This window comes from Dechloromonas denitrificans (assembly GCF_020510665.1).
Classification (GTDB): domain Bacteria; phylum Pseudomonadota; class Gammaproteobacteria; order Burkholderiales; family Rhodocyclaceae; genus Azonexus; species Azonexus denitrificans_B.
On sequence record NZ_CP075187.1, the window covers coordinates 2637014 to 2650086 of the forward strand.

General features: G+C 54.5%; 11 protein-coding genes. All 11 read right to left on the reverse strand.

From position 1 onward, the window contains the following. Positions 1-2: 2 nt before the first annotated feature. The gene (locus KI614_RS12420; RefSeq protein WP_226406024.1) at positions 3-1913 is read right to left on the reverse strand and encodes a chemotaxis protein CheA; all 1911 of its coding nucleotides are present in this window, start codon (positions 1911-1913) and stop codon (positions 3-5) included. A 13-nt stretch (positions 1914-1926) separates the two neighbouring features. After that, entirely contained in the window at positions 1927-2760 is an 834-nt protein-coding gene (cheZ, locus tag KI614_RS12425) for a protein phosphatase CheZ (protein ID WP_226406025.1), read from the reverse strand. A gap of 9 nt (positions 2761-2769) precedes the next feature. Next, the gene (gene cheY / locus KI614_RS12430; RefSeq protein ID WP_203467351.1) at positions 2770-3165 is read right to left on the reverse strand and encodes a chemotaxis response regulator CheY; all 396 of its coding nucleotides are present in this window, start codon (positions 3163-3165) and stop codon (positions 2770-2772) included. 24 nt (positions 3166-3189) lie between these two features. After that, positions 3190-4128: a chemotaxis protein gene (locus KI614_RS12435; protein WP_226406026.1), complete on the reverse strand. Its 939-nt coding sequence runs from the start codon at positions 4126-4128 to the stop codon at positions 3190-3192. 19 nt (positions 4129-4147) lie between these two features. Further along, positions 4148-5116 carry a chemotaxis protein gene (locus tag KI614_RS12440; protein ID WP_226406027.1) on the reverse strand — a complete coding sequence of 323 codons (969 nt, stop codon included), beginning with the start codon at positions 5114-5116 and terminating at the stop codon, positions 4148-4150. Positions 5117-5273: 157 nt separating this feature from the next. Beyond that, on the reverse strand, positions 5274-5579 hold the full coding sequence (locus KI614_RS12445; RefSeq protein ID WP_203467354.1) for an STAS domain-containing protein: 306 nt from the start codon (positions 5577-5579) through the stop codon (positions 5274-5276). A gap of 78 nt (positions 5580-5657) precedes the next feature. Then, on the reverse strand, positions 5658-6719 hold the full coding sequence (locus KI614_RS12450; protein ID WP_413464154.1) for a protein-glutamate methylesterase/protein-glutamine glutaminase: 1062 nt from the start codon (positions 6717-6719) through the stop codon (positions 5658-5660). A 46-nt stretch (positions 6720-6765) separates the two neighbouring features. Continuing rightward, on the reverse strand, positions 6766-7371 hold the full coding sequence (gene cheD, locus KI614_RS12455; protein ID WP_226406028.1) for a chemoreceptor glutamine deamidase CheD: 606 nt from the start codon (positions 7369-7371) through the stop codon (positions 6766-6768). A 14-nt stretch (positions 7372-7385) separates the two neighbouring features. Next, positions 7386-8288, reverse strand: coding sequence for a CheR family methyltransferase (locus KI614_RS12460; RefSeq protein WP_226406029.1), 903 nt, complete (start codon positions 8286-8288; stop codon positions 7386-7388). Positions 8289-8290: 2 nt separating this feature from the next. Further along, positions 8291-10642 carry a methyl-accepting chemotaxis protein gene (locus tag KI614_RS12465; protein WP_226406030.1) on the reverse strand — a complete coding sequence of 784 codons (2352 nt, stop codon included), beginning with the start codon at positions 10640-10642 and terminating at the stop codon, positions 8291-8293. A 28-nt stretch (positions 10643-10670) separates the two neighbouring features. Then, positions 10671-13064, reverse strand: coding sequence for a methyl-accepting chemotaxis protein (locus KI614_RS16420; protein WP_319002658.1), 2394 nt, complete (start codon positions 13062-13064; stop codon positions 10671-10673). Positions 13065-13073: the final 9 nt, after the last annotated feature.

Here is a 13073-nt window from a genome sequence, read left to right on the forward strand (position 1 = left end):
AATCAGGCGAAGCCGAGCATTTTCGCGCCGGAAACAAGATCGCTCCCCTGTCCCAGATCAGACAGCAATTCTTTCATATCGAGAATCAGCACAATCTGGCCATTTGAAAGCGTCGTCACCCCCGCCACGCCCTTGGGACGGAAATCCTCGAGCGACTTGATCACAGCATCATCACGACCAGCAAAGCTATCAACCCCCAGGATGAAGCTGCGCTCAGCCGTCTGCATGAAAACACCATACTCCGGCGGCTGCTCAAGCGGCCAACGCAGCAGACGAGCCAGAGAGATTACCGGAAGAACTTCGCCACGAACGACCAAGGTTTCTTTCCCGCCAACCTCCTGAATGCGACTTTGCTCGATCGGCAAAATTTCCCGAACCAGGGACAGCGGAAGGGCAAATGGCTGATCGCCAAGTAAAACCAGCAGCACAGGCAGAATTGCCAGGGTCAGCGGCAGGGAAATAATGAATACAGAGCCTTTGCCTGGCTCGGAACGGATTTCAATCGACCCGTTGAGCTTCTGGATATTGGTTTTGACCACATCCATCCCGACGCCTCGCCCGGAGACATCCGAAATCTGAGACTTGGTCGAGAAACCAGGCAGGAAAATCAGATTCAAACTCTGGCGCTCGTCCAGCGTGTTGGCATCTTCCTCGGAAATCAAGCCTTTCTCGACCGCCTTCGCACGGATACGCTCGGCACTCATTCCCTTGCCATCATCGGCAATGATCAGAACGATGTGATCGCCCTCTTGGCGCGCTTCCAAGCGTACCAAGCTCTTGACAGGCTTGCCCGCAGCCTGACGCTCAGCGGGCATTTCAACACCATGATCCACTGCGTTGCGGATCAAGTGGATCAAAGGATCTGCGAGATCCTCAATCATTGTCTTGTCGACCTCGGTCTCCTCACCAGCCAGCACGAGCTCGACATCCTTACCCAATTGCCGGGCCAAATCACGAGCAATACGCGGGTATTTCTGGAACAGGCGACCGATCGGCTGCATCCGGGTTTTCATGACCGAGTTCTGCAGATCCGAAACCAGCAGATCCAGCTGACTTACAGCCTGATCCAGTGCATGCAGAGTCTCCGAGTCGTTTTTCCCGGCAAGAATATCTGCTCGCAGGCTGGTCAATCGATTCTTGGTTAGCCCAATTTCGCCCGAAAGATTCAGCACTTGATCAAGACGTGACGTATCGACACGAATCGTATTTTCCCGACCTCGCTCCTCTGTCCGACGCGCAGAAGTAGGCTGCCCGCCCGGCTTGTCTGTTGTTCTCCGCCCAAAAGCAGACGGCGCTACTGCAGCTACAGCAGCCTCTACAACCGGCGTAACAATCAGTTGATCGGCAGCAGCCTTCGCCTCACCTTCTGCTTTGGTAATAACCTCAGTAGAAGAGGACGCGGGCGCCTGCCCGGTCACTGCAGCATGCAAAGCATCCCAGTCCGGTTCGCCAGGAACGGCTTGCTGAACAGGGGGCGGGGCAGCCACGGCAGGTGCTGCAGCAGCAGGAGACACAGGCCCATCACCCGTCAGCGCACCTTGCAGGGCCGCGATCACAGACGCATCGGCTGGCTGCGGCTGGACCATCTGCCCCAACTCACCAAACATGTCGCGAACACCCTTGGTAGCGGCCATGATGACGTCCATCAATTCGGCCGTCAGTTCAAGCTCACCGTTGCGCAGGCGATCGAAGAGGTTCTCCGTCAGGTGGCACAGCGTCACGAGTTCAGCCGCATTCAGAAACCCTGCGCCCCCCTTGACGGTATGAAACCCTCGGAAAATATCATTGAGCAGACCCCGGTCATCAGGCATTTTCTCAAGATCAACCAGCTTGTTATCCACATCTGACAACAAGTCATAAGCCTCCTGCAGGAAATCCTGCAGAAGATCTTCCATTCCCGTAAAGTCGCTCATCTTCGACCTCCCCTCAGAAACCGAGGCTATCCAGCAAATCGTCAACCTGTTCCTGGTTGACCACGACATCAGTACGGCCATCGGCATTGATTACCGGACCGTTCATCAGATTATTCACTTCATCGGTACGCTTGGTGTCAGGCAAAACCTCAATCAACACCCCCATCAGACCCGACTCAAGCTCTTGAGCAAGTGCAACAATCTTCTTGATAACCTGCCCTGTCAGATCCTGAAAATCCTGGGCCATCATGATTTCAGTTAGCTGCGCATGCGTCGCCTTGGCTTTCTGCGGCAACTGCTCATTCAGAAAAGCACGGGTTTCCACCGACAACTGGCGGAACTCGTCGGTTCCCAGTTGATTGGCAAAAGCCTTGTCCCAGCGCACGCCGAGTGCCTGTGCGGAGTTGTCGATATCATCAACAATCGGACAAGCAATATCGGTTGCATTCAGCACACGGCAGGCTGCCTGCTCTGTCAAATTAGCCACGTAAGCCAATCTGTCCTTTGCATCAGGCAGAGCCGATACGGTTTTTTCGATCAGCTTGTCGTAGCCCAGCATCCCGAGCGTGTCATGCAGTGCTCGCGCCATATGCCCGATGCGATTGAAAACAGCTTCCTGCTGCGTCCAGCCCTCTCCTGCATTGACAGCCGCGTCTACCGCTGGAGCGGTCTCTGGAGCGGCCTGCTCTGCTTCGGCAGCCACACTGTCAAACAATGCCTGCAGATCATCACTGTCATTTACAGCCGGAGACGTTGCTACCGGTGCCGGCTTTGCTGCCGGTGTGAAATCAGCTGCAATCGAATCAAAAAGAGCTTCCAGATCATTGGAGTCGTTGGTGGCAGTCATGATTTCCTCTTAGGCCTGGCCCATTTTCTCGAAAATCTTGTTCAATTTTTCCGAGAGAGTTCCTGCCGTGAAAGGCTTCACGATGTAGCCGCTCGCACCGGCCTGAGCCGCTGCAATGATATTTTCCTTCTTCGCCTCCGCCGTAATCATCAGAACAGGCAAGTGCTTGAGATTAGGTGTCGCACGGATTGTCTGAAGCAAGGTCAAACCGTCCATATTCGGCATATTCCAGTCTGTAACCACAAACTCGAACCCGCCAGCCTGCAATTTCTGCAGGGCGATCGCACCATCTTCTGCTTCATCAACATTGGTAAAACCCAATTCTTTCAACAGGTTTCGCACAATTCGACGCATGGTGGAAAAGTCATCCACCACCAGAAATCTCATTTTCGGATCAGCTGCCATGCAGTACTCCAGAATTATCGTTTGTTATCGTTCAATCAGCGGACGCAACGTATCAGCAAGCGCCTCGGCATCAAATTTTGCGACATATGCATCCACGCCTACCGATTTCCCCATCGCACGATTAGCTTCAGATGACAAGGAAGAATGCATGACGACCGGTACTCCCTCAAAACGGGGATCGGATTTGATATTTTTGGTCAGGACGTAACCGTCCATCTCTGGCATTTCTGCATCCACCAGGATCAAGCGAATTTCATCGCGGATATTGCCACCGATCTGATTTGCATGCGCTGCAATCCCCTGCAAGCGAGTCCAAGCCTCAAGACCATTGGTGGCATGCTTGTGCCGAACCCCGAGCTTGTCGAGCACTTCGGAAATTTTCCGACGAGCGACAACCGAGTCATCAACAAAAAAGACGCTGGTATCCGGATCAACACGGGCTGGCGTGATATCGACAATCATCGCTTCGCCAAAAGCATTTGCCAGAATTTGTTCGACGTCGAGAATGGAAACCAGATTGCTTCCATCCAGCTCGATGACCGCAGTAATCAAACCCTGATTGGCCGTCAGTACGCTTTCCGGCGCCTTGACCCGCTCCCAGTCGACCCGAATGATCCGGTCAACTTCGTGCACCAGAAATCCCAAAGTTCGCTTGGAATACTCGGCAACCATCATGGTCTTGCCAAGACCTGGCGGCACGCCATCCAGTTGCATGAACGGTGCAAGAGAAAGAACAGGGATCACGTTGCCGCGAAGAGAAATCAGACCCTCCACGCCTCGCGGCATATTCGGTGTTTTGGTAATCCTGGGGGTGCGACCGACTTCGCGCACCTTGAAAACGTTGATACCGAATATCTCTCGCGTTCCGAGAGAAAAAAGCAGTATCTCCATTTTGTTGGAGCCAGCAAGACGAGTGCGCGCATCGACGCTGTCGAGCAGATTTTTATTTTCAACGAGATCCATGGTCAACTCCCGCTATCGCTCAGCCTGCCTTGACCGGCGAGGTAAGGCCAGTCAGGCGACGCGCCAACGTTTCCGACAAACGCTGAGGCTCGAATTTTGGAACATATTCATCAACACCGACCGACAAACCCAATTTCTGGTTTGACATCCCGGAGAGAGACGAATGCATCACTACGGCAACGCCATTGAAACGAGGATCTGACTTGATTTTCTTAGTCAGGATATAGCCATCCATTTCCGGCATTTCGATATCGGTCAGCACCAGATTGATGATCGATGAGACGGGCTTGCCTACAGACTGGGCGTACTTTGCTACCTTGTCCATCTCTTCCCACATCTGGCGGCCATTGACGGCACTGATACCCTTGACGCCCATGGCCGACAAGGTTCGTTCAATCTGCTTGCGTGCCACACTGGAATCGTCGCAGTAAAAGACCGTGCAATCAGGACGATCGAGGGCGACGACGCCACGGAACATGATTTCATTATCGATGCTCGTCGTTTCCGACAGCACCTTTTCCACATCCATCATCATGACCAGACGGTTGTCATCAAGCTCGGTCACGGCTGTTACCAAGCCGCCCGTTTGTGCCATCAGCATCTCGGGAGGCACACGCATCTTGCTCCAGTCGAGACGAAGAATGGTGTCGACCCCTTCGACAAGGAAGCCTTGCGTGTGGCCGTTATATTCAGTCACGATCATGATTTCACGCGGCGTATCGGCGGAAATTCCCGAGTACTTGGCAAGGTCGATGACCGGGACCAGTACACCGCGCAAACTAACCATCCCCTCAACGGAAGACGGCATTTCCGGAGCGGCGGTGATCAGCGGCGTACGCATCACCTCCCGGACTTTGAATACATTGATCCCGTAAGTTTCCCGACGCCCGGTTCGTTGATCGACACCGAGGAAAAAAAGGAGGATTTCAAGCTTGTTTGTCCCCGCAAGCTTTGTTCTAGCGTCAATATTCTTAAGCAACTCTGACATTTCTATCCCCTCGCACGTCGTGCGTTCTACTTCTTGGTCCAGCTATTGTACCGAGGCAACCCAGTCACCTCACTGCCAGCCTGGACCATTTGGCGACACTCTCCACAGGGAGATCGTATCGACGCATCCTACCTCATCGGCCCAACAAAGCGATACTTTAGGAAATATGGAACAATTTACCAAAATTAGCAATATCGAGAACCTGTTTTACATTCCCGCGCACGCCGATCAAGGCAACCTCTTTATTTGCACCACCCAGTTTGTCGCGCAGCATCAGCAACATGCCAAGAGCAGAACTATCCAGATAGTCCACGCCTGAAAAATCAACCGTCACAGAACGAACTGCAGCATCCGCCACCAAAGGTTCATAGGCTCCGCGAAATTCACGGTGCGTATTAAAATCAAATCGACCAGTTAATTTCAGGATGGCCTTGCTACCTTCCTTGCTAACGTTTGCTTGCATGTGACTTCCTGTCTGGATAGAAATTTAACGACACTCAGTTTAATACTTTAGCCATAGACGGCAAACACGACAATCAGATTAGCGCGAAACGGCCTGCAGCACACGTTTAGCCATGTCATCAAGGCTGCATTGCTCCTCAACCGCACCGACCACGAATGCCTCTCGCGGCATGCCATAAACCACACAACTGGCTTCATCCTGCCCAAAGGTCCTGGCCCCAGCCTGGCGCATGCGCAACAATCCTTGAGCACCGTCCTTGCCCATTCCCGTCAAAATCACGCCGACCGCCTGCCGCCCAACCAGGCTGGCAGCGGAATCGAACAAGACATCAACAGATGGCCTGTGTCGATTGACCGGAGGCGTCGCCTGCAACTCAGTAACGTAACCCGATGCAGACCGGCGAATCTGCAGATGAGAATGCCCCGGAGCAATGTAGACCGTGCCCCCTTCAACTTTCTCGTTCCCTTGCGACTCAAGTATGCGCGGTGCGCACAAACCATCCAGGCGACGAGCGAATGAAGCCGTAAATGCCTCCGGCATATGCTGGACAATCAGAATGGGAGGACAATCGGCAGGAATTCCCATGAGAAACTCCTTGAGCGCCTCCGTGCCGCCGGTCGACGCCCCGACAAAGATGATTTTGCCACTTGCCGCAACACGAGCCAGCGGCGCGGGCGATGCTGCGGGCAGCGCCGTAGCAGTCAAAGGCGGGCGCGGAATACTCTGGCGACGCAGGCGAGCACCTTTGGCCGCCCGAATCTTGTCGACGAGTTCCTCGGCATAATCCTCCATACTTTTCATACCGTCCGCACGTGGTTTACCAATAAAATCAACGGCCCCAAGTTCGAGTGCCTTCAGGGTTGAATTTGACCCGGCTTCGGTATACGCAGAAACCATGACAACCGGCATCGGCCGCAAACGCATCAACCGCTCAAGAAACTCAAGCCCGTCCATCTTGGGCATCTGGACATCCAGCGTCAGCACGTCGGGATTGAGGACCTTGATCATCTCCCGTGCCGACGGTGCATCGGGAGCAGCACCGACAACCTGCATGTCCGGTGCTGAATTGATCATTTCTGTTAACAGCCCCCGCATCAGGGCAGAGTCATCAACCACCAAAACCCGAGTCTTCATCGGCATGAATCCAGCAAAATATAGTCAATAGTCATGAACAAAGCTTGGCATCTCAAATAAACAACTCGACATCGCCCTCAACCTTCGAAACAGAGAGGCGATCCTTGTAGTCACGCTCTCGGCTAAACAGGGTTTCGTTATGTACGCGATGCAATTTCTTGACGAGAACTTTGCCAGTTTTTGGAAAATAGTAGACTTTCCGCGGGTACGAATCCAGCAAATCCTTTGCCACAACAGGGATTTTTTCTGTTTTCAAATATTCAAGAACAAACTCGGCATTCTTGGCCCCCACATTGCTGCTGGCCAAACTGGCCAAGACAGCCCCCCCGCCGAAAACCTTGGCTTCGAGACGATTCCGCCGGGCCCCCATCTTGAGCAGATGGTTGATCAGAACCTCCATGGCATAGGTCCCGTAGCGTGCCGATGCGCCAACCGTATCGCGGCCGCCGTCATCCGGCAGCATGAAGTGATTCATTCCGCCCACGCCAGAATCCGTATCCCGGATGCAAGCGGCAACGCAAGAACCCAATACGGTCACGAGCAAAATACCCGTAGCAGAAACGAAATATTCACCGGGCAGAATTTTCGCAGCATCCGCCTGAAAATTCCGGTCGTAATAGCGGTTGGTTGCTAGATGTTCATCATAAGCGTGCTGCACTTTTATCCCTCGATCTACTTCGGCTTCGCCAGGGCGTAGACGGTTTTTCCGAGCGACTTGAACAAATCAGCCGCATGCAAAAAACTTTCCGAGTGACCTGCAAACATCAATCCATCCGGCTGCATCATCGGAGCGAAGCGCGCCAGAATTTTGTATTGGGTCGGCTTATCGAAGTAGATCATCACATTCCGGCAGAAAATGATGTCCAGCGGCCCTCGTACAGGCCAGTTCGGCTCCAGCAGATTGACACGCTGAAACTCGATCATCCGCTTCAATTCGGGACGAACGGCAACGCTTCCCTCCTGGCTGCCAGTTCCGCGAAGAAAGAATTTTCGCAGTCGCTCGGGGGAGATTTTATCAACGCGATCAAGGGGATAGATCCCTTTCTGAGCCGTAGCAAGTACATTGGTATCGAGATCCGACGCAATGATCGAGACGTGCGAGGCATTGGCCCCGAAAGTCTCGGCAACCGTCATGGCGATTGAGTAGGGCTCTTCCCCGGTCGACGCAGCAGAACACCAAACTTTGATCGGGCGCTTGGTACCGAGCTTCTGCAGATGTTCGGCAAAAATCGGAAAATGATGCGGCTCACGGAAGAAGGAGGTCAAATTGGTCGTCAGTGAATTGACGAAGCGCTCCCATTCGTCGCCCCCGTTTTTCTCCAACGCATCAAGATACTCGGCGAAGCTCGGCTTGCCTGTTGCGCGAAGGCGGCGGGCAAGCCGCGAATAAACCATGTCCTGTTTGACTGGCGACAACGAGATGCCGGCATGTTGATAAATAAGTTTCCGGACACGCTCGAAATCTGCCGCGGAAAAACTGAACTCGCGCAGCCCCTGCTCCCTGCTGCCCAGTACCTTGGCTGACGAGAGCTCGGGCTTGGCAAGCGGAGGTAATGGTTTTCTCAGATCGACCATGACTAAAACTCTTCCCATTCATCATCCAGCGTTGCAGGCAGTGCCGTCGGTTTCTTGCCACCGAGACGCTCGTTTGGAGCCAGTTGGGGACGCGACGCACGCTGAGTGGGCGCCTCTTCGCGTCGAACCACCTTGGCGCCCTCTGTCAAACGGAACACAGAAACGGCCTGCGACAGGCTATTCGCCTGCTCTTCCAGGCTTTCTGCTGCGGCAGCCGCCTCTTCAACCAAAGCCGCATTTTGTTGCGTAACCTCATCCATCTGGCTGACAGCCAGACTGACCTGCTCGATCCCGGAACTTTGCTCACGGCTGGCATCCGAAATATCGGCCATGATCTTGGCAACACGCTTGATGCTTGAGACAACCTCTTCCATTGTGCGCCCGGCCTGATCAACCAGCTTGTTGCCAGTTTGAACCTTTTCGACTGAATCGGAGATCAGTCCCTTGATTTCCTTGGCTGCAGCCGCACTGCGCTGAGCCAGGTTACGAACCTCTGTCGCCACGACGGCAAAGCCACGCCCTTGCTCACCGGCACGCGCCGCCTCGACGGCCGCATTCAAGGCCAGGATATTGGTCTGGAAGGCAATGCCATCAATCACGCCAATGATATCGGCAATTTTGTGGCTAGACTGGTGGATGGCACTCATCGTTTGCACTACCTGGCTAACGACCTCACCGCCCTTGACCGCAACCTGCTGTGCATTGCTGGCCAGTTCATTGGCCTGCCGCGAATTATCCGCATTCTGCTTCACCGTGCTGGTGATCTGCTCCATGCTCGATGCGGTTTCTTCCAAACTGCTGGCCTGCTCTTCTGTCCGGCTGGAAAGATCCTGATTGCCGCTGGCAATTTCCTTGGCGGCCGTATTGATCGCATCCGTTGCCTGCATGATCTGCTCAACGATCTCCCGCAGACGACTCACCGTCAGATTGGCATCATCCTTGAGCTGCCCGAAAGTCCCTTCGTAATCTGCTGCAATTGTTTTCGTCAAATCGCCTTCGGCCATGGCGGAAAGAACGCGAACCACATCCTCCAAGCCGTTCTGGCTGGTTTCGACCAAGCGGTTCAAATCATTGGCCAGGCGCAAAAAGAAACCATTCTTGCCGTCGACCGCGACACGACGACTGAAATCGCCCCGCGAAGCACCACTGACGATATCGGCAACTTCATCCTCGACTGCCACCTCAGCCGTCCGGTCGACCCACTCGACGGCATAGCCAAGACGCTGGTTACGCTCGTTGATCACCGGCGTCACAGCCAGCGAGAAAGTCCGCCCCCCCAGCTTGATTGATGCCCGATGAGTACCACTCAGCTTATCCAGCATTCCGCGCTGGTGGGCCGGGTTCTTGTGGAAAATATCGATGTTGCTGCCCATCAGCGTTGACTGCGAAAATTGCGGCAAATCCTTGCGAATATCATTCTCGGCCACGGCGAACATTTCATGTACCGCACGGTTCATGTAGATGATGTTCAAGCCATCATCCGCAATCATCACGTTGGTTGCCACGTTATCCAGGCCAATCTTGATACGAAGATTTTCTTCACTGACACGATTGGCCTCGGCAACATCACACCCAAGCTTGATCTGCATTGACTGCATGGCCTGTAGCACTTTGCCGATTTCATCATTCCGATTGAAATTGAATTTGTTGTAATACTCGCCTGCGGCAATCTTACGGAAGGTATCGGTCACCAACTGCAGCGGCTGGACCAACCCGCCGGCCACAGAGTTCAGTATCCCAAAACCGAGAACCGCGGCAACGACGGCGATAATCGGCGCGGCAACACCGATTTGCCCACCGGCAAATCCAAGGACAAGCAGTGCGGCGACCATCACAAGGCCGGCCAGATTAAGCTTGGTCGAGACGGGCATGTCACGGAGCGAAGCACCAATGCCTTCGCCACCGGAGATGACAGCGCCACGCACGATACGCTGGCTTCCCTGGCGCTTTTCACGGAACTGGCGATAAATGGCATCAACCTGCTGAATGACCGCAGGCTCGGCCTTGCGCCGGACCGACATGTAACCGGTTACCTGTCCATTTTCCCAGATGGGTGTGGCATTGGCCTCCACCCAATAGTAATCACCATTTTTGCAGCGATTCTTGACGTAGCCTGTCCAGGGGCGGTTCTGCTTCAGCGTACCCCAGAGATCATGAAACGCTTCGACGGGCATATCGGGGTGACGCACAAGATTATGAGGTTCACCGATCAACTCAGCTTCTGTAAAGCCACTGATCTCGAGAAAGTCACGGTTGATATAGGTAATCCGCCCCTTCAGATCGGTTTTTGAAACGATCAGGGTATCAGGGCGAAGGATGACTTCCTTATCGGTTACCGGCAGATTTGTTCTCATTTTTTCTCCTCGTCACTCTTCTCTCGGATCAAAACTCAGCCCATTCATCGGCCCCACCACCCTGCGACACCTGATGGGCGGGTGCTTTCTGGGCCGTTTGCTGCAAGCGCACGGGGTTCTTGTGTGACAAAGCCGGGCGAGTTGCCGCCGGCGGCGCACGCCGAACCTCAGGAACAACGGGGGCAGCAGCCTGGCGATGTCCGGTCAGAGCGAAGACGGACACCGAGCTCATCAGATTGCGCGCCTGTTCCTCGAGACTTTCAGCGGCAGCCGCAGCCTGTTCGACAAGTGCGGCATTCTGCTGCGTCATTTCATCCATCTGGCTCACCGCCAGCCCGACCTGATCGATACCTGAACTTTGCTCCCGGCTGGCCTCCGAAATATCGGCCATGATGTTGGCAACGCGCTTGATACTGGCCACCACCTCTTCCATCGTGCGGCCGGCCTGATCGACAAGCCGGTTCCCTGTTTCAACCTTTTCAACCGAGTCGGCAATCAGCCCCTTGATCTCCTTGGCGGCGGCAGCACTGCGCTGCGCCAGATTGCGCACCTCGGTTGCCACGACGGCAAAACCACGCCCCTGCTCGCCGGCACGCGCCGCCTCGACCGCTGCATTCAAAGCCAGGATGTTGGTCTGGAAGGCAATCCCGTCGATCACCCCGATAATGTCGGCGATCTTGCTGCTTGAGTGATGAATCGCCCCCATGGTCTGGACGACCTGGCCAACCATTTCACCGCCCTTCACCGCAATCTGCTGGGCGCTATTCGCCAACTCGTTGGCCTGGCGCGAATTGTCGGAGTTCTGGCGGACGGTCCCGGTCAACTGCTCCATGCTGGAAGCCGTTTCCTCAAGACTGCTGGCCTGTTCTTCCGTCCGGCTGGAAAGATCCTGATTGCCGGAGGCGATTTCCTGAGCGGCGGTATTAATGGCTTCCGAAGCATCCTTGATGGAGAAAATGATCTCCTGAAGATTGTCGACCGTAGCATTGGCATCATCCTTGAGCTTCCCAAGCATGCCGCGGTAGTCGGTATCAATTTTCTGGGTCAGATCGCCGTGCGACATGCGGGTCAGCATGGCACCCACGTCACCCAATGCGCGGGAGTTTGCCGCCAGCAGATCATTGATGCCTTCCGAGATCTGCTTGAAAAAGCCGGTCATCTTTTCTGCATTCAGACGCTTGCTGAAATCGCCCGCAACCGCATCGGCAATAATGCTCGACACTTCACTCTCGATTTCCACCTCAGCCGTACGGTCGCGCCATTCGACAACCGTACCGAGACGCTCGGCACGCTCATTCATGATCGGACAAGCAACCAGGCTGAAATACCGCCCTCCGACATGGATTTCCGCACGATACGTACCTTTCAGCCCGGCCAGCAAGTTCCGCTGATGACTGGGTTGCTTATGGTAGATATCGAAGTTGGATCCCAGGATTGCATCCGCCCGGAAGTTGGGCAATTCCTTACGCAAATCGCTTTCGGCCAGACGCATCATTTCGAGCACGGCTGCATTGCAGTAAATGATCCGGCCATCCGGATCAGCCACCATCACGCTATTCGACGTCACGTCCAGCGCCACCTTGATCCGCAAGGTTTCATCTGCAGCAAGGCGATCGCTTTCAATGCGAGCCTTCAGTTGCGCCTGCATTTTCTCGAGTGCGTGCATGACATCCGAAACCTGATCCTTGCCCGAAGTATCGATCTGGTTATCCAACTGCAGCGAAGCCACGGCATCAGCCACCCCCAGAGCACCGGCCAACGGCAGCGTGATACTGCGGGTAAAAACGTAGGAAAAAACGGCAATCAAAGCGGTAACCGCCAGCGCCAGAAGGATGAGCAAACGCGAAGTCGACTCGTATGTCTGCTGCGCCTCAACGAAAAGCTGACGCCCCGACTCGCTGTAGTAAACCCGCAGCGCCTCGGCCGCCTGGCTTGCCTTCACATACGCGGGACGAGTGGTTTTGACATAAATATCCGCTGCTTGGTCAAAATCCCCTGCATGCAAGGATTTTGCAGCCTCCAGCAAGCCCTCTTTGACAAAAACAGCACGCGCCGACTCATATTCAGCGGCTAGTGCCTGCTCCTGCTCGTTCAGTTGCCGGGCCTTGAATTGCGACCAGAGCGCAGTGATCTGGTCACGGTTTTTAGCCACCTGATCCGTGTGCATGGTAATCGGATGATCGTGCTTGACGGCAAGCTTGCCCGCCGGGTCATGCAACAAGGCAGAGACAATCTGCTGGTTGTTTTCGGCCATCAGGGTCTGGATACGCAGGACGATCGCACCGGGCTCCAGTTTTTCGACATAAACGGACTCGGTGGCACGATTCAGATCACGCATGTAGAACAGCGCCAGTCCGACCAGTACGGAAAACCATAAGGCCATACTGAGCGCCTGCCAGAACAAACGAGTACCTATTCGCATATTTCTCAA